Consider the following 22861-nt stretch of genomic DNA (forward strand, 5'->3'; position numbering starts at 1 on the left):
ATAAAATAAGAGTAAAGGCCAAACTTTAAGAGTTTGGCCTTTCTTTTTTTAATATCTTACAAATAAAAATTCTAATGAAAAAGTTAAGCTGTAGGCAGTATCTATTGCCACTTTTCTCCTTCATATTACTACACTCTTGTGAAACAACAGAACCGATTACGGAAATACCTTCCGCTCCAGAACAGGGGCAAACCGATCCGGCACAACCTGAAGTGGAAACCGTAGGCCCTGTTCAGTTTTTCAATAGGTCTAAAATGGACAATAATTATGTATTGGTGAATGATGCCAAAGCCAACGCGGTGTATCTCATGGACAAAGATGGTGTTATCCTTTACGACTTTCCTCTTAATGGAGAGCGTCTAGGTAATGATGTTTTTCTATTGGATAATGGCAAACTTTTGGCAATGTTAGAATCTACCGATCCTAAAATAGAAATTGGAGGGTTCGGTGGCAAACTACAACTATTGAACACTGATGGAAGCATAGCATGGAATTTTGATTATTCCTCTGAAGACTATATACTTCATCACGATGCTGAAATGTTACCGAACGGTAATATTCTTACCATGATATGGGAACGCAAGACCCCTGAAGAGTCCACTAATGCGGGTTATTCACTTAACGTTGAGACTTTTCCTGACGGCCTAATAGAAATAGATCCTGCTACCAATACTATTGTTTGGGAATGGCATACTTGGGACCACCTAATTCAAGAGCATGATAGTACCAAATCGAATTTCGGATCTATAGCTGACAATCCACAACGTATAGATGTGAATTATGTAACCGATGAAAACGGGGATATCACACACGGCAATGCTATCTCATATGACCCTATAAAAGACGTCATTTATTTAAGCGCCAACTTTTATAGCGAGGTTTGGGTAATTGATCATAGCACCACCTCATTAGAGGCCGCCTCTAGCGCCGGCGGACAATATAACAAGGGCGGAGATTTACTATATCGATTTGGTAATCCGTCTGCTTACAAAAACACTCAAGGAAATCGCTTATTTCACAACAACCACTACCCTAATCTGCTCGATGGAGAAGATCAGGGAAAAATGTTAATATTCTCAAACGGAGCGGATTTAGAAAAATCTACAGTTTATGAGCTAAACCTGCCTGATGCGTTTCAATTACTTCCCAACGTAAACAATGAGCCAGAAGTACTATGGACATTCTCGGACGATGAACTCTATTCGCCCAAAGTTTCTGGTGCGGTTAAGCTCTCTAACGGAAATATCCTCATTACCGAGGGAGATTTTGGAATATGGGAAGTAACTAGGGAAAAGGAAATTGTTTGGAAATATAGTCAAGATGGTTTTTTCTGGAGAGCATATCATTATGAAAAGAATTCTCCTGAGATTAAAACCTTAGGACTCTAGGTAAAAAAACACATATTTCTTATATTCCTGTATTATAAATCTATTAAATAAAAATGAAAAATATATTACTAATAGTATTGCTTTTTTTTACGCTTAACATTATACAATCCCAGAATTTAAGCACAGCTCCCGCTGGTGAAGCGGGTCTATTTGGTGCGGCACAAGGTGGCAGTCCTATGCTTAATTTGGTTATGATGGAATTAAGAACAAACTCCAATAACAGGTATATAGGCGAAACCGTGGGAAGCCCCTATTCTACAGAAAATTTTATAAAGACCAAAATCTTCTATGGAGATGAGCCTCAAGGTGATTTTTACGTACGCTATAATGCACTGAACAGTACTATTGAAATAAAAAAGTCAAATTTACCTGATGAGGAAAGCAAAAGTCTTTATCCTGATAAAAAAATAAAGATTAAGTACTTAAATAAAGAATTGCGTTTTACCACCTACATTAATAAGAAGAAAGAAACTAAAAACGGATATTTATCACAGATTGTAGATGGTCCTAAGTACAAGCTATACCATAGATTAGCTGTCAAATATTCCGAAGGTAAACCCGCAATCAATTCTATGGTCGCCGACATCCCTAGCAGGTTTGCACATTTTGAAGAATATTACTATCAAAAAATTGGGGTAGACCGTATTGATTATCTCCCACAAAAAAAAGGAGGTTTTATCAAACAATTCGATAAAGAATTGCGAGAAAGCATAAAAATCTATCTCAAAGAGGAAAATATAAACTTAGATAATGAAGAAGATTTAATTACTGCATTTAATCATATTAATTCTATGTAAAATGAAAACTTATAAAGCATTAGGGTTACTTATTGTTTTACTATTTTCTACTGCCACAGATGCCCAACAGGTAGGAGTAGCTAATTTTGGTGGCGCTGATGTGGAGAATGACCCCTTCGCAAATTTCCATCAACAATTCACCCCAATGATGACAAATTTGTTTCAGCTGGTAAGTAACAATAAAGACTACATCGAGTATAATATAGGGTCAGACATAGGATCTCCATATGTTAGTGACACATTTTTACCCGGGAAAATTTATTATAAAGATGAGCACCTTGGAAATTATTACTATCGCTTTAATGCTTATAACGGTGAAATAGAACTAAAGGCTACCTTATTAGACGAGGAGAAAGAAAAGGCCTTGGTACAAGATGCTTTAGTGAAATTAGTGACAGAAAATGGCACTCTCCAATATTTATCAGTCAAGAATAAAAAAGGACAAATCCAAGAAACCTATGTCAAATCTATCCACAGTGCAAAGACCTATACCCTATATGAGAGAACACGCATAAAATATACAGAAGGAAAAGAAGCCGCGAACTCAATGGTAAATCCAATTCCTAGTAGGTTCACAACTTACAAAGAGTATTACCATAAGGGAAAGACCTCAAAACTTATTGTTGAAGTACCCGTTCAAAAAGGTAAATTCATTAAAGCGTTCGTACCACAGGAAAAATCCAATGAGGTCAAAAAGTTCATAAAAGAAAATGAAATAGACTTAGAGAAAACGAATGATTTAATATCCTTATTCAGTATACTTGATTGAAATCATCGTTTTACCAAGAATCTCGTAATTATTTATTATTAATCGTATAATAAATTCATTATCAGTAGCTTGACGTCTTTTTTTTCATAACTTAATGGTTCATAATTAATTAAACCACAATACTATGAAAAAACAATTTCTAACAATTTGTCTAGCTTGTCTCGTATTTACTGCTGTAAATGCTCAAGTATCTCAAAGTACTGGAGATTTAAGGTCTCAAGCCACTACATGCGGAGATTTAGATGCGCTATTTACGCAATCAGGTAATTCTCTCCATAATTTAATATACGCTGATATAAATGCTTCTTCAACGGCGACAACAGGTTCAGCACAAACTATTAAGGGTTCCCCTTTTTTAGCTGATAATTTTCAAGAAAGTAAAATTTATGTTAACGATCAACTTCTTGGTTCCTTCTATTCAAGGTTCAATGCCTACAGTCAAGAAATCGAAATCAAAAAAACAAATTTAGAGGAAGAACAGCATAAGGCCTTAATCAAAGATGAAAATATTAGAATTGTTTTCGATGACAAAGTATTACAGTACGCTTCTTTCGTTGATGAAGATGGGAAAGTGACACAAGACTATTTAATATCCATGTTATCAGGTTCTAATTATAACCTATACCAACGTTATTCCGTTAAATATGTTGAGGGTAAAGAAGCAGAAAATTCTATGGTAAATGCCATACCAGCACGCTTCACAAATAAAACCCAATACTATTTAAAAGATTTAAATGCTAATTTGGTAAGTTATATTCCTACCAAAAAATCCAAACTGTTAGACTTGTTTAGCAGCGACAAGAAAATGCAAGTTGCAGCACTTATTAAAAAGAAAGGTCTAAATTTAAAGAAAGAATCTTCTTTAGTTCAGATTCTAACGTTTGCAAATACACTAAATACTGTAGACCTGGCTTCTCAAGGCAAATAGTATTAACATCATAAGAATTGTAAACCGCTCGGCTAATACCCGAGCGGTTTTTGTTTATTTTTACATCTATGGACAAAACCACCCAGATATACGGAATAAGGGCGATCATCGAAGCTGTTAATACCAATGAAGAGATAGACAAAGTATTTCTACAAAAAGGCCTAAGAGGTGATTTAATTAAAGAACTAGAGAGCCTTCTCAGACGAAATGAAATTAATGTCTCCTATGTGCCCCCGGAAAAATTAAACCGATTAACCAAGGGAAATCACCAAGGTGCAGTTGCTACGATATCCCCTATCACCTTTCACACCTTAGAAGGGCTAATAGAAAGAGTTCAGCTCAAAGAAAAACCAGCCTTGTTCTTACTTTTAGATCAGTTATCGGATGTTCGTAATTTTGGCGCCATTATACGCACCGCAGAATGCTCTGGTGTAGACGGAATTATTATTCAGAAAAAAGGTGCGGCTCCTGTTACGGCAGACACCATAAAAACCTCAGCTGGTGCAGCATTTAAAGTTCCTATTGCAAAAGTAGACCATCTAAAAGATGCTGTTTTTTACCTGCAAGCGTCGGGAATAAAAGTCTTAGCGGCCTCAGAAAAAACGAATACTTCCCTTTACGATGTATCTTTCAACGAAGCTATAGCGATAGTTATGGGTTCTGAGGACAGAGGTATTTCACCATCTATTTTGAAAGCAGCTGATTACACCGCTAAGCTTCCTTTATTAGGAGAAATAGAATCCCTTAATGTTTCTGTAGCTTGCGCACTGTTTTTATATGAAGCCGTAAGGCAAAGAATGAATTACAATTAAGATTTCTGTTCGCTATTACCTTCTTTGTAAACGTATTTGATATTTATTTGATCGGCTAACTCTTGTTGGTTATCCACTGGGGTTTCTATAAAATTACCATTTTCATCAAACTGTTTTAAAAACTCATCTTCCTCCTCATTATAATCCTCACGTTCCCAGTCATACTTCTTTTGTTCCGGTAGCTTTGCCTTAACGAAAATGGCCATTACCATTCCAGTAACAAAACCGCTTAAATGACCTTCCCAAGAAATACCTTCTTTCACGGGGAATATATACCATAAGAGACTTCCATAAATAAATACAACCACTAACGAAAGTGCAACTAGCCTATAATACTTGGTGTATATTCCTTTAAAAAAGATGAAACTCGCTAAAACGTAGATAAGACCACTAGCCCCAATATGATACGATGGTCTTCCAATAAGCCAAGTGAGTAGACCAGAAAGTATGATACCAGTGAACAATACGTTCCAAGCAACTTTTCGATAAAAGTAAAATAGCGCTGTCAGCAATATGGCAAGAGGAATAGTATTGTTATAGAGATGTTCTAAAGAACCATGAACGAGAGGGCTAATTAGCACACCTCTTAATCCTAAAAGTGTCCTCGGGTAAACGCCTAAATAATTTAGATTTGTTCCATTTACCAATTCCATCCAATAGAAACCCCAAATTAAAAGGACTGCTGCTAAAGGAACCAGTAATACAGCATTCGTAAACCTAAAATGTTGACTATCGTTCATAATTTTAATCTTAACATTGCTAATCAAAATATTAGCCAAATCTTAAAATCGGTTAAATTGTCACTCTTAAGGATATAAACAACAAAAGTCCTATTCATATTGTATTTCTATACAATAGTACTTCAAGAACTTTATTCTATTTTTATGGTATGAATGAACCCTTAGCCGAGCGCGTACGTCCAAAGAATTTAGAAGAGTATATAAGTCAAAACCATTTGGTAGGAGAGCAGGGCTCTCTTACGCACCAGATAAAAAAGGGAATTATTCCATCGTTAATCCTTTGGGGACCCCCAGGAACAGGAAAAACAACGCTTGCCAATATTATTGCTGAAGAAAGTAAAAGACCCTTTTATGTTTTGAGCGCGATTAATAGTGGCGTAAAGGATATTAGGGAAGTAATTGAAAAAGCAAAACAAGCAGGCGGACTTTTTACTTCTAAAAATCCAATTCTTTTTATTGATGAGATTCATCGCTTTAGCAAATCCCAACAAGATTCTTTATTGGCCGCTGTTGAGAAAGGTTGGGTTACATTAATAGGGGCTACTACTGAAAACCCAAGTTTTGAAGTAATTCCCGCACTACTATCGCGTTGTCAAGTTTATATTCTTAATGCCTTCGGAAAAGAGGACTTAGAGCAATTGTTAGCACGAGCCTTGAAGAAGGATAAACAGCTTGCATCGAAAAAAATTCAACTAAAAGAAACCGAAGCTTTACTTAGACTCTCAGGTGGTGATGGTAGAAAATTATTAAATATTTTTGAATTGGTCGTTAATTCTGAGGATACAGATACCATTTGTATCACCAATGACCTAGTCCTTAAAAAAGTTCAAAAAAATACGGTACTATACGATAAGACTGGTGAACAACATTACGATATTATCTCTGCTTTTATAAAATCTATTCGCGGTAGTGACCCGAATGCGGCTGTATACTGGTTAGCAAGAATGATAGAAGGTGGTGAAGACGTAAAATTCATAGCACGAAGAATGCTAATTTCGGCTTCAGAAGACATAGGCCTTGCCAATCCCACGGCCTTGGTAATCGCAAATACTACCTTCCAAGCAGTTGCTACTATCGGCTACCCAGAAGCACGAATTGTTCTAAGTCAGTGTGCTATTTATCTTGCTACTTCTGCAAAAAGTAATGCTAGTTATATGGCTATTGGGAAGGCACAACAGATTGTAAAACAAACCGGGAATCTTCCCGTTCCATTGTCACTTAGAAATGCGCCAACTAAATTAATGAAAGATTTAGGTTACGGTGACAACTATCAATATTCACATGATTATGAAAACAACTTTGTAGCTGCGGAATATCTTCCAGAAAATCTGTCCGGTAGTTCTTTTTACAAACCAGGACAAAACCAAAGGGAAAGCGCTTTAAGCGATTTTCTTAAAAAAAGATGGAAAACGAAATATGACTTCTAAAATTTGATGTTCAGTTCTTTTTGCATCAATTTATCTCCTTCATAGTACTCAAAAATCCATTTATCATCTTTCAGATAAACTATTCCATTTTTAGAATCCTCCTTAACCATATAGATATTATCCTTGGAGCTCTTCAAAAGCCTCATTCTTATTTTTGGAGCACTATCTACTAGTTGATAACCATTGGGCAAGGATTGTGCGTATAATATATCCTCTTTATTCGGCTTTCTTATTTTCAATTTTTTAGGAGCTGGATTTTCTGCCATTTTTATATCTGAGGCCACAGGTTCCTTACTTTCATAGAATTGATTCTCGGTGGTTGCTTCTTGCACAACCATGGGGCGTTCAGTATTCGACTTTACTACCGATTCTTTAACCATGGCATCTTTGGTGGATGTTTCGCTATGCTCAGGAAGTTTTTTTACATCGTTCTTGAAACTTACCGTTATAGGTTCCGTAGCTTCGGATTTACCCTCATATGTATAACTAATTTGGTCAAAGGAACGCATAGACTCCTTTATGGCTTCTGTATAGGCTTCTTTGTAAACCTTACTTCTGCTCTTGCCTTGTAATGTTTTAAAAACAAGCTCTCCCTCACAGTCCTCAAAGGTTATTATTGTCTTAGTCGCAAACATTGAAGAATCATCAACGAGAGACACTAAAAGTCCCAAACATCTGTTCTTATTCAATTCATCTGGCAGGGCATCGTCATATATTACCGGGAAACCCTTTTGATCTAGAAGGTATTTCACCAGTGTACTCGTCTTATGGGCGTTCGTCTCTTTAAACACATCGAACTTCTTGGGTACGATTATGTACTTATAATCATTGATATTATTTTGACCATACGACATACAACTTAGAACTAAATATAATGCTACAATTACTCCTTTCAACATATTAGAATTTTAGTGATACGCTACAATAAATGAAAAAAACGTGCCAAAGAATAACTTTAGGCTAAATCCTTATCTTTTGTTCCAAGATATGATATTTAATCCTAACTGAAAAGAAGCATAATTAGAGCCTGTAATATTTTGGTACGACAAAAGGTTATCTGCCATAGCGTAAAGGTTAACAGGTCCCAACTGTAGATTAACACCTAAACCTAGATTGGTACGACTAAATTTATCTGCCGTATATGAAGCCTTTAAGGCCATTACGTTGCCCAGTCTACGAACATAAAAACCGGTCACTGCCATCTGTGGACCTCTTGGTCTTTTTATGGCAAAAACATGCGCTCCTACAGAATTTCTAAACCTTACTCTAGCATTGCTTGAAAAAGCGGTTACCGAACAGTCACAATTTTCTTGTGAGCCTACGGGTTTTCCAAAGTCGTGTCTCAGAGAGGCATTTATTTTAGTTGGTCTAAAGGTTACGTAAGCCCTGTCACTAGATTGAAAGGGCACTAATTCTTCAACCTCATCTACTAAATCTTGCCAGAAATCCCTGTTTAAATTTCCAAAATCTTCCAAAATATTAATCTCAATACCTTCTACACTTGCATTACCCTCTAAACTATAACTCTGGGTATCTCCGCTATGATACATAAATCCTAAATCCAATACACTTCCTGTAATTACAGTTCTTTCACTTAAGTGATACGTAAAACCTAAATCCAACCCCAATCCCAAATCTCCACCGAACAAGGCTCTTTTCACGAGAGCACTAGAAACGTTATCATCATCTGCAGCACTATCTAATTCCCCAAATCCTGAACTTCTTAATTTAAGGTCGGCACTTAAGGTAGTGTTAAAGATATTATTTTGACCTTCCGTATTTACCAGATAACCATTATTTCCTGTTGAATTGTAGTCTAAAATTCCAGAATAAATTTTACCTCTTACACCTATTGTTAAATCCTTGCCAATATTCTTATTTACTCCAAAATGAAAAACATTGACCATAGACCCTCTCATACTTAAGTCTCCTAGGTTGAAACGTCTATTAAGCTGGTTCGCGTTTCCTTCAAATAATAGAAAGGCATAGTCCTGGGGCCAGTAAGAAATATTATCAAACTCCAAATAAGCACCAAAAGAATAGAATATGTCAGGATCAGTAGACCTGAAACCAACATTTAAAAACTCCAATTGAAAATTACCACTAAGCTCGTCAGAAGGTCCTAAACGCTGAACCAAACGATTTCTTACTTTATCATTGATATCCAGACCATCAACCGCAAAAATATCGTTTACAGTTGCCGCATTAGAGCCGCCATAGCCCGAAATACCGGATAGTAATGGCACCCCGCCATACCACTTAAAAGCTGTCTCCACACCGGGATTAACCATCAAGGACTGCGGAATTTCATTAAAATCGTACAACAATTGTTTATTCTGCGCATGCAGAAAATAGCATCCGAAGAGGAGAAAGATAAGATAGCCCCGGATTATTCTCATTTAACTCGTAACATAAATTCGCCCGCAGACCTTAAGACTAACGACGCGTTCGCAATGCTTGAAGTACTACTATTATCACCAAGGTTTCTAGCACTAAGTCTAATTTCAGAGGTATTTCTTAGTATATCTAGACTTTTCCCAGTATCGCCATAAGCAACTTCCCTAATTAAAAGAGCCGTAGGAGCTGCATCCATTTGAAAGAACTCAATATCTAAAACGGTATCTGTCTCATCTAAAAATTCTATACTGATCTCAACATCCTTACTGGTAGTATTTTCTAATTCATATGTAATAACACCACCTAATACCCTATCGGCAAAAAATGCCTCTTCAAAAGCATCGAAATTAAATTCTTGAGTGAAAAAACTTAAACCTACGATTCTATTAATTAGACTTTCCTGTGCCTCTACATAAAAAATACTGGATTCAAAGGAGGGCGTAATGGTGAGATCTTCATATTGCCCGAAATCTAACTCCTCAGAGCAAGACGAAAGACACCCCATTAGCAATAGTACCAAGACAATTTTTGAAATTTTCATTTCTAACTTATAAAACGTGTCACCAACAACAGTTGCGACACTAGTTCTAGTAATAATAACTCTATAAATAGTTTTTTATTTCCCGTAAGTCGGTAATGATAGGACAATACTCATGTGGGTCTTCACCAAGTGTACAAAAATGTAAAGCGCTTAAACCACTAGCCTGTGCCCCAAGTATGTCTGCCTCAAGGCTATCACCTATCATTAAAGAGTTAGTAGGCTTTGTTCTAGCCTTGTCCAAAGCCATTTTAAAAATTATAGGATTTGGCTTTTTAACGCCTGCCATTTCTGAATCGATGATTTGATTAAAATAACTGTGGATACCCGATTTTTTTAACTTCTTTTCTTGTATTTCCTGAAAACCGTTGGTGATAATGTGTAAGGTATATTTAGGTTTTAAGTAATCTAAAATCGCAGTCGTGTATGGAAACAGGTGGTTGAACGAGGATAGATTATTAATATACTCCTCCGACAGACTATTTATGGTATGGTCTGAAATACCATAATCCAAAGTATCAAATACCGTTTTAAGGCGTTGATATCGTAGTTCGGTTTTTGTTATTTTCTCTTCACGATACAATTTCCAGAAGGCAAAGTTTGCGGGAACATAGACCTCTAGAAAATGTTCTAAAGGAATATCAATCTCGTGTTCAACAAGAATCTTCTTGAAGGTAAGTGCAGAATTTTTTTCAAAATCCCAAAGGGTATGGTCAAGGTCAAAAAAAACATCTGTTACGCTATTTTTATACATTGTATTCTGATAATATCTCTTTATAAATTGATTTCCATTCATGCTTTCCATTGCTTCCCAATAATTCGTTCGAAAAGACGGTCACTAGCTTTCCATTGACGTTTCTTACCTCAACATAAATTCTTTTTATAGTATTTACGATTTCAGTTCTATTCCTAAGATTCATTAAGGCATAATCATGTATGGCGAACGGATGTATTTTAATAGGTTGCTGCACTTCTAAAGGAATATCATAAAATTGAAAAGAAGTACAAGTTCCTGCCCTGAAACCAATCTCGCGGCTATAACCCATGGTATAGTCATCTGTAAATTCAGCTTCGATAAGATTTCTATATGTATCTGGTATATCAACTCTATTGTAGCGCATGCGCGACATGTGAACAGGTCTGTTCACGACATTTTCTAAATCTTGTTTTTCCCGTTTTAATAGCGTTGTATTGGCAAAAGAACTGTAAGAGGCTGCTAATGCCACTTTTGAATAATCGCCTACATATTTTATCAATGATTTAAAGGTGTTGCTGTTTGTAGAAACGTTCTTATCGTACTTTGAATAATTAGCAAACTGGAAAAAAAAGGTGCTTTTCACCTTCGACTCTTTATGCCAATCTATCAAATCTGAAAAATTATCGTAGGGGTCCTTTCTAATCTTGAGACCAACGGCAATACGCTCAAAAACCCGCTTTAATCTTAACGTCCCTAAGTCTAACAACAAACCCGCAGCACCCCTTATAATACCTCTATTGGAATAACAGTGCGATGTAGTCACATCAATTACGGATTCATACCCGTATCTTCTCTTACCATAATTTAGGTCAGGAAAACGCTCCAGCAACAATTTTAATAGTTTAAGTGCCCAGATGTCCACTACTGGTCTATGTAAAAAACCATTTTGGTATCCTAAACTATCTTTTGGAGAGAATCTTCCATGTATATCCTTTACGTGGGGCAGGTACTCTTCATATCTACTCAGCAAATAAAAACTAGCGGCAAAAACGTCATAAGGTATATTACTTCTTTCTCCTGTAGCGAAGAAGCAGGGAACATTTTCCCAATTAACGATAGCAACTTGTATATCGTTTATTCCTTGTTCAAAAAGCAAGTTGTTACTTCTTACAAAAAACTCATTTTGAAGCGGTTGCTTCGTGTAGGTGATTTTGGCCTCATTATGCTTTATAAAATCCTCGACTTTGGTCGTAAAACCAATTTCTATCCCTAAAATTTTAGTGAATACCTGCTTCATGGTATAACTGAAACGAGGTGTAATTTTATGGGTATATATCAATAACATTTACAAAGTTTGATTATCCGCAAAACTATAATAATTCTTCTGCGTTACGATGAGATGATCTAAAACTTTAATATCCAAAGATTCTGAAGCTCTTTTTATTTTTTCCGTGATCTGTTTATCAGCAGCACTGGGTCTCAACGTACCACTAGGGTGATTGTGTGCTAATATAATACCAACGGCACCTAATTCTAGGGTTTGTTTCATGATAAGGCGTACATCTACCAAAGTGCCCGTAATACCCCCTTTACTTAATTGCGACTTAAAAAGTACCTTATTTGAATTGTTTAAATATAATATCCAAAATTCTTCATGCTCCAATTCTCCCATAATGGGTTGTAAGATTTCATAGGCATCCTTACTACTATTAATCTTATCGATTTTTTGAGCTTCCTCTCCCCTTCGTCGTCTGCCCATTTCTAGGGCCGCAGCAATAGTTACGGCCTTAGCTTCCCCGATACCTTTGAACTGCATCAATTGTTTTATAGAGAGTCTTCCCAATTCGTTTAGATTATTATCTACAGAGGAGAGTATACGCTTGGAAAGTTCGACAGCACTTTCGGACCTACTACCGGAACCGATTAAAATCGCAATAAGCTCCGCATCCGATAAGACAGACCGCCCTTTGTTCACCAGTTTTTCCCTTGGCTTATCATCATCCGACCAATGCTTTATAGAAAAAGAAGTTGGCTTTTCTTGCATTTGCTAAAGATAGCGAACAAATTATTTTATCGTAAATTTCAATATCATTTAAAAACCCAAAGAATGAAATCCTTATTAACTACGGAAGGCCATAACGAAATTGCTAATCGCATCTCTAAACTTTCGGAAAGTTCCGAACGGCAATGGGGAAAAATGACTGTAGGTCAAATGGCATGGCATTGCCAATACCCTTTAAAATTGGCTATCAAAAACAAAGCGAACACTTCTAAGGGAAACTGGTTCATTAAAACCTTTTTCAAAAAGTCCTTATATAATGACAAGCCGTGGCGTAAAGGTCTCCCTACTTCTCCAGAATTAAAAGCTAAAGAGCCAAAAGATTTTAAAAGTGAATCTGAACTTCTAAAGACGCTGGTGGATGATTTTCACGCCCTAAAGGACAGGGATATTTGGTATCCTCATCCTATGTTCGGGAGGTTTACTCCTGAGCAATGGGGACAATTACAGTATAAACATTTAGACCATCATTTAAAACAGTTTGGAGTCTAGGGTATTATATCATTAGGTTCTGAATTGCATCTAAATCGAGTCCGCCATAATTTCCGGAACTCATTAATAACAACGTTGTGTTTTTATAATCCTGCTCTTTTATATAATCATGAAAACACGCTGCATCTGTAAAAATTTTCAAATCATCCCTTTGAAAAGCCTGTGAAATTTGCGCTGGGGTTACTTCTTTTAATTTTTTAATTGCGACGGATTCTGGTAGAAAAAAGATAACCGGGTCGTCCGCTGCATCCAAAGCGCCTTTATACTCTTTTAAGAATTCTGGATTAAAACTACTATAGGTATGCAGTTCCAAGCAAGCTACTAACTTACGGTCTGGATATTGCTCCTTAACAGCTTTGGTAGTTGCAGCCACCTTACTTGGTGAGTGCGCAAAATCCTTGTAGGCTACACTAAAAGATCCTTCCGCAATTTTCTCAAGTCTTTTAGACGCGCCCTTGAACGTTGCTATGGCTTCATAAAAATCATCTTCATCTACACCCATATTTTGACAAATCCATTTTGCCCCTGCAAGATTACTCAAATTATGTGCGCCAAAGACCTCAATAGGCATGGGTCCTTCTGGAGTTTCTAAAAGTGTTTGACCCTCTTCAACAGTATATGCTGGAGTTTGATAAGCAAACTTTCGTATTGAATTTTCTGAGGCCTCCACTACCCTTTTCACTTCAGCATCTTCCTCGTTATAAGTGATACTCCCACCGTTAACAATACTATTTACAAAAATTTGAAACTGCTCCACATAATTATCAAACGTAGGAAATACATTGATATGGTCCCAAGCGATACCACTTAACAGCGCTATATTAGGCTTGTACAAATGAAATTTTGGTCTACGGTCTATTGGAGAGGATAAATATTCATCGCCCTCAAGAATGATAAAGTCGTTCTCTTCCGTTAAATGTACCATACGGTCAAAACCATCCAATTGAGCACCTACCATATAATCTACCTCACGTCCATGAAAATCCAATACATGTAGAATCATTGAAGTAATCGTAGTTTTACCATGACTACCGCCAATAACGACCCGAGTTTTATTTTTAGATTGCTCATACAGAAATTCGGGATAAGAATAAATTGTTAAGCCAAGTTCCTGAGCCTTTATCAACTCGGGATTATCCGCTTTTGCATGCATTCCCAAAACAATGGCGTCTAGATCTTTATGTATTTTGCTAGGAAACCATCCAAACTCGGTCGGTAGTAAACCCTTTGCATTCAATCTAGATTTAGATGGTTCAAAAATAACATCATCACTACCGGTTATCTCGTATCCTTTATGGGCTAGGGCCAGTGCCAAGTTATGCATGGCACTACCACCTATTGCTATAAAATGTATTTTCATCAAACAAAATTAGAATGTAAAGATAGCGATAGCCAATAGCATCACAAACTGCTTCTTTCTTCAGCGGTTTATTTTTACCTTGTAAAGAAATATCAAATTATGGATCTAAGTCTTGAACGTATAGCATCAAAGGAAATCATGCCAGGGTATCATGGCAAACTTGTACACAGCGAAAACATGAGTATGGCCTTCTGGACCGTAGAAAAAAATGCTACCGTTCCCGAGCATTCACATATGAACGAACAGATTATGCATGTTATGGAAGGTGAATTTGAATTTACCCTAGAAGGAATTACAAAAACTTACTACCCGGGCGATATCGTTGTCATTGCCGCTCATCAAAAACATAGTGGAACAGCATTAACGCCTTGTAAGTTACTTGATGTTTTTAGTCCTGCACGTGAAGAATACCGATAACAAATCCCATAAAAACAACAAGAATGATCGTAGCTCTTAAAGGAAAAAAAGCATTGGTAGGTGGCAGTAGCGCGGGCATTGGCAAAGCTATTGCGCAACAGTTGGCCGAAAGCGGTGCCAGTGTAACTCTAATGTCCAGAAATAAAGCCAAACTAAAATCGGTCTTGGCTAATTTAGCTACTTCCCAAGGACAAGTACATCAATATCTTGTGGTCGATTTTACAGATTTTGAGACCTATAAAAAGATAATAAGCACCTATTTTGAACATAATTACGTGGACGTTCTTGTGAATAACACCCAAGGCCCGCCTGCTGGCGACCCTTTGGAAAAGGACATTGCCGATTATCAAAACGCTTTTGACCTATTATTTAAAACTACCCTATACACTACGGAACTTGCCCTAAAACACATGCGAAAAAACAACTGGGGACGGGTTATTAATGTTGCTTCCGTTTCCGTTAAAGAACCAATCTCATATTTAGCTTTATCCAATACCATAAGAGCTGCCGTCACCACATGGGCCAAATCGCTGGCAACAGCTGTTGGACAAAATAAAATAACGGTGAACAGTATTCTTACCGGGTATTTTGACACGGACCGCATTACCCAACTCAACGCAAAAAAGGCAAAACAACTTGGTATTACAGAAGATGAAGTTTTAAAGGACATGCAATCCAAGGTGCCTTTAAAAAGAATAGGAGACCCAAAAGAATATGGCTATCTGGTCGCTTTTTTAGCCTCGGACAGGGCAGCCTACATTACAGGAACCAATATCCCCATAGACGGTGGTCTTTTAAAATCTATGTAATATTTTATTATTGAAAATCAGTACCTAACCCAAACCCTCACGTTCCCTAATCAAAAGTCCTACTTAACTCAACGCTATTTTGCTACGGCATAGGTTTTGTAAAGATTTGTTATGTTCATGACCCCGGGACACGTTCCCAGGACAATCGTAAGAAAAACAAACATAAAGCTTCAAGGCAAACCTGGGAGCGTTTAAATCTCGATTATCGAGTAAATTTAGAATAATGAAAACATTGATAACTACTTTGACCGTAATTCTCTTTTCCCAGATACTACCCGCACAAGAACCGAACAAGTCCTATGAACAATTGTGGGCCAAAGTTCATAAACTGGAAAGGGAAGTTTTAACAAAATCTGCTTTAGAAGTGGTCGAAATCATTAATAGCAAGGCCAGAAAGGAACAACAGCACAGTCAAGTAATAAAATCACTTCTTTTTAAAGCCAAGTATGGTCTAATCCTTGAAGAAGATGCCAAACTCAACACCATAAGCAGTTTAAAGGCCGAAATAGAAAAGGCTGATTTTCCTGTAAAAAATGTTCTTGAAAGTTATTTGGCCAATTTGTACTGGCAGTACTTTCAACAAAATAGATATCAATTCTACAATAGAACTACTACCGATACCAAAATAGATAGTGTTGATTTTAGAACTTGGGATTTGACCACCCTTTTCAATGAGATCAGTTTTCATTTTGAACGGTCGTTAGCCCATCCCAAAAAGCTTCAAAAAGAGCGTTTAGAAAATTTTGAAGAAATATTGTTTAAAAAAGAAGGTTCCAAAAACTACAGGCCAAGCCTTTTTGATGTATTGGCGCATGCCGCCTTAGATTTCTACAAAACAAATGAGAATAGCATCACCAGACCAGCGGACAAATTTGAAATTGACGACCCGGAATTCCTTTGCGAAGCTTATAGTTTTACACAGCTTCAAATTTCTTCAAAGGATAAAACTTCTTTACAGCAAAGGGCCTTGAACCTTTACCAGCAATTGGTAGTTTTTCATTTTCCAAACCCTAAACTCGATGCTTTGGTCGCCATTGATATTGAACGTCTAAAATACATTCACGCCAATGCTGTTTTCCAGAATAAGGACGAACACCTTATTTCCGTTCTAAAACAATCCGCCGAAAACCTGAAGCAACATGAAGTAGCTGCATTGTATCTTTACGAAATTACCGAGTTACTTAGAAATCAAGGCAGCACCTTTAGTGCTACCAATAAAGATGTTCAATGGAAACTTAAAGAAGCTATGGCCATCTGTGATGCCAGTATAGCACAATTTCCAAATAGTAGAGGCGGCCAAAAATGTGCGGTTTTAAAATCTCAAATACTTAACCCGGAGCTACAATTGACCTCTGAAAAACAATTGTGCGTTAATAAACCTTCAAGATTGTTGGTAAACTATAAAAACCACCAATCTTTAAACCTGAAGGCGTATTCCATCTCTCAGAACCAAAGAAAAAAATTAGCGGAATTGTACCCTTTAAAAAAACAATTAGCCTATATCCAAAACCTAAAAACGCAAACTTCATGGACCGTTCAGCTTAAAGATGAGGGAGATTATCAAAGGCACGGTATAGAAATACCGCTACCAGCACTACCAGCGGGGCAGTACGTTATCTTAGCAACGGATTCTAGTTTGGCGGATAAAGATAATAATGAAACTAGTTTTTCCTTCAGTACGCTCCAAGTAACCAACTTGGCATTCTCAGAAACCAGAATGCCGAATAAGCATCTTTTTCAGGTAGTGGATAGAAATACGGGCAAACCAAAATCAGGAGCAAAAATTACGTTTTACTATCGCAAAAACTATCGCGGAAGTATATTGACCAAAAATCTTGTGACAGATAAAATGGGACTAAGCGAAATAGCTTTAAACAAGTCTTCCATCTCCATTGAAAGCACTAAAATAGAGCATGGTAGAGAAACTGCCTTTTTTGAAGGCACATACCTTAACCGAAAGAGTAGCACTACTAAAAAACCGCAAATCACCTACCGCACATTTCTATTCCAAGATAGAAGTATATATCGTCCCGGGCAACCTTTATATTTCAAGGGTGTGCTCATAGAAAAAGATGATACCATTTCTAAAGTAGCAAGCCAAGAGACCGTGACCGTTGGGCTATATGATGTTAATGGTCAAATGATTTCAGAAATAGATTTGCAAACCAACGATTTTGGTTCTTTCGCTGGAGATTTCATTCTTCCTAATACCGGACTAACGGGTCAGTTTCACCTGGAAGTCTATGGTGTTTCCGGATTAGTAGACCAGAATTTTTATTTTGATGTAGAGGAATACAAGCGTCCAAAATTTGAAACCTCTTTTAAACCGGTGACGGAAAGCTATCGCGTTAACGATAGTATTACCGTAAAAGGAAGTGCAAATGCCTTTGCTGGCAGCACTATTTCCGGTGCCAAAGTAAGCTATCGTGTACAACGCAATGTTAACTATCCACAATGGTACTATTGGAGTAGGTCCTACTTTTACGAGGAACCTCAGGAGATTACACAAGGAGAAACCCTAACAGATGCTGCTGGTAATTACGAGCTAAACTTTAAAGCTCTACCAGATTTAGCTGCCGATAAAGAAAGTCTACCTACTTTCTCCTATTACGTAACGGCCGATATCACCGATATTAACGGAGAAACAAGAAGTACAAGCACTACGGTACAGGTTGGGTATCATGCCATGACAGCAGCTGTTATGGTAGATGGGGTATTAGACAAAACAGCGAAAAATCAAAAAATAAACATAAGCACACAAAACCTGAACGGCCAGGAGGTATACGCCAAAGGCATTCTAAAAGTGTACAAATTAAAGGCTCCGGAATACGCCCTACGAAATAGACCATGGCCAGCTCCGGACTATAACTACTGGGGCAAAAAGGACTTTAAAATACTCTACCCGAACGATTCGTACAACAATGAGCACGACCCCAATACTTGGGAAAAGGGCAAATTAGTTCTTGAAACAACATTCGACACAAAAAAAAGCACAGAAATACTCCTTAAAAACATCAAAAAATGGGTTTCCGGGCAGTATATCATAACCTTAGAGACGAAAGACAAGTTCGGTCAAAAGGTTACCGCGAAAACAAGAACAAGTGTTAACGATAAGACAGAAAAAACTGTGGCGGACAATCAACTTTTTCAGGTAAAAACCGACAAGCCATCCTATAGCGTAGGGGATTTAGCGGAAATTACCTTCTACAGTAATGCAAAAGATGCCTATTTAACCGTATTGGTTGAAAAGGATAAGAAGTTGGTTCGAAAAAAAATCCTTGATTTTAAACAAGGTTGCGAAACAATTACCGTTCCTGTGACCGCCGAAGACTTAGGTGGTTTTGCGGTTAACTACAGCTTTACGGTGTATAATTCTTTTCAATCCGGTAGTGTTCCGATTAGCGTTCCCTATCCACAAGCCGATTTAGAGATTGAAACACTAACCTTTAGAGATAAAATACAACCAGGAACCGATGAAACTTGGAGTTTCAGCATAAAAGGCCCAAAGGGCGAAAAGGTAACTGCCGAACTGCTCACCAGTATGTATGATGCTTCTTTAGAACAATTTAGAGGTCATAGCTGGAACTTTAATCCCATTTCTAGACCGTACTACTACTCCAATACCTACAGCAATGCCAATCAAAGCTTTGGAAACAAAGCTTTTAGAAACTATAATGCTAATTCAATTTTAGATGCAATTCCTAATCTAGATTTTGACCGTTTGGAGTGGTTTGGGCTAGATTTTAGAAATCCAATTTACGCACAACGCAATTACCTTAGAAGAAGGCAGGCGAGTTTAAGAAATTCTTCCCGTTTGGACACCTCGGTCAAAACGGGTTATGTTAGCGGAACAGTATACGACCAAGACGGTCAGCCATTACCCGGTGTAAGCGTCGTTGTAAAAGGAACAACCATTGGAACACAAACCGATTTTGATGGTAATTTCTCCATAAAAGCCGCCATAGGTCAGGAACTCATTTTTTCCTTTATAGGACAGACTAGTTTAAGACAAAAAATAGGAACGGATAACTTTCACTTGCTCTACATGCAAGAGGATTCCTCCGCACTGGAAGAAGTTGTTGTTATGGGATATGGAGTACAAAAAAGAAAAGCAGTTACTGGTGCTGCTTCTTCGGTATCAAGTGATGACATGGAAATGGATGTTGCAGGTGCACTTCAAGGAAGAGCCGCAGGTGTTTCTATAAATGCTGCACCTTCGCCAGAAGAATCGGAAGAATATCAAAAACCTCAAGACTTCTCCGATGTCAAAATCCGAAAGAACCTTCAAGAAACTGCGTTCTTCTTTCCACAACTTCGTACAGATAAAGACGGAAATATCAGCTTTAGTTTTACTACTCCAGAAGCCTTAACCCGTTGGAATTTGCAATTACTAGGGTATACAAAAGACTTAAAAACAGTCTCCAAAAGACTTTCTACTGTAACACAGAAGGAGCTTATGGTACTACCTAACCCACCACGATTTTTACGTGAGGGTGATAAAATTACCATCAGCAGTAAAATTTCTAACCTTTCCGAAGAAGATTTGAATGGTTTTGGTCAATTGGAATTAACGGATGTGCTTACAGGAAAATCCATAGATTCCCTGTTACAAAACAACTCAAAAACGCAAAATTTCCAAGTTGATGCCAAAGGAAATACACAATTATCATGGACCATTACTATTCCAAAGGGCCTCCAAGGCGTACAATACAAGATTGTAGCTAAAGCCGGTGATTTTAGCGATGGAGAACAGAATGTACTACCCGTGCTAACAAATCGTATGCTAGTTACGGAGACACTGCCCATGTGGGTAAGAAGTAATCAAACCAAGAGATTTAGACTGGACAAGCTTAAGGACAATACTTCAACTACGCTGAGCAACCATAAACTAACTTTGGAAATGACGTCCAATCCTGCCTGGTATGCAGTACAAGCACTCCCCTATTTGATGGAGTATCCGTATGAGTGTAACGAACAGACCTTTTCTAGATATTACGCCAATTCCCTAGCAAGCCATATCGCTAATTCCAATCCTAGGATAAAAGAGGTATTTCAACAATGGGCAAATACTGATGCCTTATTGAGTAATTTAGAAAAGAACCAAGAGTTAAAAGCCTTACTCATCCAAGAAACACCATGGTTAAGGGATGCCCAATCTGAAACCCAACAGAAGAAACGCATTGCCTTACTTTTCGATTTGAATAAAATGAGGAGCGAACAGGAAATTGCCCTAAAAAAGCTAGAAAACAGTCAAATGTCATCTGGTGCTTGGCCTTGGTTTAAAGGTGGGCGCGAAAACAGATTTATTACGCAACATATTATTTCAGGCCTGGGCCATCTCAAGCGGCTATCTGTTAGCTCCAATGAAAACGAAGTGCGAATGATAGAAAGAGCAGTTCGTTATTTGGATAAAGCTTTCGTGGAAGAGTACACGAATATGAAAAAGTATGCCACGGATTTATCACAGGACCATTTAAGCAATACGCAGCTACATTATCTGTATATGAGAAGCTTTTTCAAGGATATTAAGAGCTCTAAACAAGTAGCTAAAATTAGCGCTTATTATCAAGGTCAAGCACGCACCTACTGGGCCAAAAGAAACCTATACTCCAAAGGAATGCTGGCACTCATCATGCAAAGGAACGGTGATGAAAAAACAGCACGCAGGATAACACGCTCCTTAAGAGAGAATAGCATTGTATCCGATGAATTGGGTATGTATTGGAAAGAAAATACCAGTTCCTGGCACTGGTACCAAGCACCTATTGAAACACAAGCATTGCTTATTGAAGCTTTCTCTGAAATAGATGCCGATGTCACTACTATTGATAACTTAAAAATATGGCTATTAAAGAACAAGCAAACGAACCAATGGAAAACCACAAAAGCAACTACCGAAGCCGTCTACGCTTTACTGTTACAAGGAAGTGATTGGCTCTCTGTTACAGATGCCGTTGATGTACTCGTGGGCGGTAAAAAAATAGCACCAGAAAAACTAGAAGATTCAAAAGTAGAGGCAGGCACTGGGTATTTTAAAACCTCCTGGAATAGCTCAGAAATACAACCAGAAATGGCGTCTGTACAAATTTCCAAGAAGGGAAATGGTATTGCATGGGGCGCTTTATACTGGCAATATTTTGAAGATTTAGATAAAATAACCTCGGCAGAAACCCCACTAAAACTGAAAAAGAAACTATTCTTAAAAAAGAATACGCCTACTGGTGAAGAAATTTCTGAGATTACCGAAGCGACAAAACTTAAAGTAGGTGATGTAGTCCGTATTCGAATAGAATTACGGGCCGATAGGAACATGGAGTTCATTCACATGAAAGATATGCGTGCCGCAGGATTTGAACCTGTTAATGTACTATCTAACTATAAATGGCAAGACGGTCTTGGCTATTATGAAAGCACGAAGGACGCCAGCACTAATTTCTTTTTTGACTACCTACCAAAAGGTATTTATGTTTTTGAGTATGATGTTCGCGTTAATAACTCAGGCGATTTCAGTAACGGAATTACAACGATACAGAGTATGTATGCGCCCGAATTTAGTAGTCATTCAGAAGGAGTTCGGGTACAAGTAAACTAATTAGAAACCACTACAGAAATTATAAAAGTAATAGCTAAACGCAATCTTAGTTTAATCGAAAAAATGATGGCAATACGAAAGTTTATTAAAATAGGTCTATTACTACTAATTGTTGTAACTGGCTGTAAAGAACCCAAAGAATACTACTCCAAGGCAGTTTACGCAGGCAATATGGCTATTAGTCTAAGTGATATGGAATCTCGGATTGCAAACATTCAAGACGGTAATGAGCCAGAATCCATAGGTCTGGTCAGTAGGGTTCAAAACAGGATTCTGATCAATGAAACCTATCTCGAGGAACTTCGTGGTTTTATGGGTAGTTCAGAATCTGATCCTATGGTCAAGTCAGCCATAGCTTATTTAGAACACGATATCTATAGCGCAAAGGACCCAAAAATGATAACACTACTAGAACAGCTTGATAAAAAACTACAACCCGAAGCGTTAGAACAATTACTTTCCGAATACGATGATTATTTAGACGCTATTTATTCTACCAAAGAGACTTTATGGGCGGCATACGATAAGGAAGTAGTCGACTATGCCAAAAAACATGATATAGAAGAAATATTTTATGGGCCAGATTTACAGCCGATAGCACGGTAATTTTCATAACTACCTATAGACCTACTAGCCAAT

Annotated in this window: 19 protein-coding genes; 11 read left to right on the forward strand and 8 right to left on the reverse strand. The window is 37.5% G+C overall.

Going from position 1 to position 22861, the window contains the following annotated elements; genetic code table 11:
- The first annotated feature begins 74 nt into the window (after positions 1 to 74).
- The 5 genes from SJY09_RS09570 (at position 75) to rlmB (ending at position 4694) form a co-directional block, all read left to right on the forward strand.
- The gene (locus tag SJY09_RS09570) at positions 75 to 1388 is read left to right on the forward strand and encodes an aryl-sulfate sulfotransferase (RefSeq protein WP_396635495.1); all 1314 of its coding nucleotides are present in this window, start codon (positions 75 to 77) and stop codon (positions 1386 to 1388) included.
- A 53-nt stretch (positions 1389 to 1441) separates the two neighbouring features.
- Entirely contained in the window at positions 1442 to 2185 is a 744-nt protein-coding gene (locus SJY09_RS09575; protein ID WP_396635496.1) for a hypothetical protein, read from the forward strand.
- Between the two features lies 1 nt (position 2186).
- Positions 2187 to 2954, forward strand: a complete 768-nt coding sequence (locus tag SJY09_RS09580; protein ID WP_396635497.1) for a hypothetical protein — start codon at positions 2187 to 2189, stop codon at positions 2952 to 2954.
- Positions 2955 to 3078: 124 nt separating this feature from the next.
- The gene (locus SJY09_RS09585; protein WP_396635498.1) at positions 3079 to 3882 is read left to right on the forward strand and encodes a hypothetical protein; all 804 of its coding nucleotides are present in this window, start codon (positions 3079 to 3081) and stop codon (positions 3880 to 3882) included.
- A gap of 68 nt (positions 3883 to 3950) precedes the next feature.
- Positions 3951 to 4694: a 23S rRNA (guanosine(2251)-2'-O)-methyltransferase RlmB gene (gene rlmB, locus SJY09_RS09590; RefSeq protein WP_396635499.1), complete on the forward strand. Its 744-nt coding sequence runs from the start codon at positions 3951 to 3953 to the stop codon at positions 4692 to 4694.
- Here rlmB and SJY09_RS09595 read toward each other — a convergent pair.
- Positions 4691 to 5434: a rhomboid family intramembrane serine protease gene (locus SJY09_RS09595; protein ID WP_396635500.1), complete on the reverse strand. Its 744-nt coding sequence runs from the start codon at positions 5432 to 5434 to the stop codon at positions 4691 to 4693. The genes rlmB and SJY09_RS09595 overlap by 4 nt on opposite strands.
- 149 nt (positions 5435 to 5583) lie before the next feature.
- Between SJY09_RS09595 and SJY09_RS09600 the strand changes: the two genes are divergently transcribed.
- On the forward strand, positions 5584 to 6861 hold the full coding sequence (locus tag SJY09_RS09600) for a replication-associated recombination protein A (RefSeq protein WP_396635501.1): 1278 nt from the start codon (positions 5584 to 5586) through the stop codon (positions 6859 to 6861).
- Here SJY09_RS09600 and SJY09_RS09605 read toward each other — a convergent pair.
- The 6 genes from SJY09_RS09605 to radC all read right to left on the reverse strand — a co-directional run bounded on the left by SJY09_RS09605 (position 6858) and on the right by radC (position 12537).
- Complete coding sequence (locus SJY09_RS09605; RefSeq protein ID WP_396635502.1) at positions 6858 to 7760, reverse strand: hypothetical protein; 903 nt, start codon at positions 7758 to 7760, stop codon at positions 6858 to 6860. The two genes, SJY09_RS09600 and SJY09_RS09605, sit on opposite strands and share 4 nt — an antisense overlap.
- A gap of 69 nt (positions 7761 to 7829) precedes the next feature.
- The gene (locus SJY09_RS09610) at positions 7830 to 9260 is read right to left on the reverse strand and encodes a DUF5723 family protein (RefSeq protein ID WP_396635503.1); all 1431 of its coding nucleotides are present in this window, start codon (positions 9258 to 9260) and stop codon (positions 7830 to 7832) included.
- Complete coding sequence (locus SJY09_RS09615; RefSeq protein ID WP_396635504.1) at positions 9257 to 9799, reverse strand: hypothetical protein; 543 nt, start codon at positions 9797 to 9799, stop codon at positions 9257 to 9259. The genes SJY09_RS09610 and SJY09_RS09615 overlap by 4 nt, the downstream gene beginning before the upstream one ends.
- Positions 9800 to 9860: 61 nt before the next feature.
- Positions 9861 to 10550: a YjjG family noncanonical pyrimidine nucleotidase gene (locus SJY09_RS09620; protein ID WP_396635505.1), complete on the reverse strand. Its 690-nt coding sequence runs from the start codon at positions 10548 to 10550 to the stop codon at positions 9861 to 9863.
- Positions 10543 to 11838 (reverse strand): polysaccharide deacetylase family protein, encoded by a 1296-nt coding sequence (locus SJY09_RS09625; protein WP_396635506.1) that lies wholly within the window; start codon positions 11836 to 11838, stop codon positions 10543 to 10545. The genes SJY09_RS09620 and SJY09_RS09625 overlap by 8 nt, the downstream gene beginning before the upstream one ends.
- Positions 11839 to 12537: a DNA repair protein RadC gene (gene radC / locus SJY09_RS09630; RefSeq protein WP_396635507.1), complete on the reverse strand. Its 699-nt coding sequence runs from the start codon at positions 12535 to 12537 to the stop codon at positions 11839 to 11841. It abuts the gene before it with no gap.
- Between the two features lie 63 nt (positions 12538 to 12600).
- Here radC and SJY09_RS09635 point away from each other — a divergent pair, with 63 nt between their 5' ends.
- Complete coding sequence (locus SJY09_RS09635) at positions 12601 to 13044, forward strand: DUF1569 domain-containing protein (protein WP_396635508.1); 444 nt, start codon at positions 12601 to 12603, stop codon at positions 13042 to 13044.
- 4 nt (positions 13045 to 13048) lie between these two features.
- On the opposite strand, the gene murC is transcribed toward SJY09_RS09635, so the two are convergent.
- Entirely contained in the window at positions 13049 to 14404 is a 1356-nt protein-coding gene (murC, locus tag SJY09_RS09640) for a UDP-N-acetylmuramate--L-alanine ligase (protein WP_396635509.1), read from the reverse strand.
- 99 nt (positions 14405 to 14503) lie between these two features.
- Here murC and SJY09_RS09645 point away from each other — a divergent pair, with 99 nt between their 5' ends.
- From SJY09_RS09645 to SJY09_RS09660, 4 genes are all read left to right on the forward strand, one after another.
- Positions 14504 to 14821 carry a cupin domain-containing protein gene (locus tag SJY09_RS09645; RefSeq protein ID WP_396635510.1) on the forward strand — a complete coding sequence of 106 codons (318 nt, stop codon included), beginning with the start codon at positions 14504 to 14506 and terminating at the stop codon, positions 14819 to 14821.
- A 23-nt stretch (positions 14822 to 14844) separates the two neighbouring features.
- Positions 14845 to 15630 (forward strand): SDR family oxidoreductase, encoded by a 786-nt coding sequence (locus SJY09_RS09650; protein WP_396635511.1) that lies wholly within the window; start codon positions 14845 to 14847, stop codon positions 15628 to 15630.
- Between the two features lie 223 nt (positions 15631 to 15853).
- Positions 15854 to 22222, forward strand: coding sequence for a carboxypeptidase-like regulatory domain-containing protein (locus SJY09_RS09655; RefSeq protein WP_396635512.1), 6369 nt, complete (start codon positions 15854 to 15856; stop codon positions 22220 to 22222).
- A 63-nt stretch (positions 22223 to 22285) separates the two neighbouring features.
- Complete coding sequence (locus tag SJY09_RS09660) at positions 22286 to 22828, forward strand: hypothetical protein (RefSeq protein ID WP_396635513.1); 543 nt, start codon at positions 22286 to 22288, stop codon at positions 22826 to 22828.
- Positions 22829 to 22861: the final 33 nt, after the last annotated feature.

The organism is Maribacter sp. R77961 (assembly GCF_044594925.1).
GTDB lineage: Bacteria > Bacteroidota > Bacteroidia > Flavobacteriales > Flavobacteriaceae > Maribacter.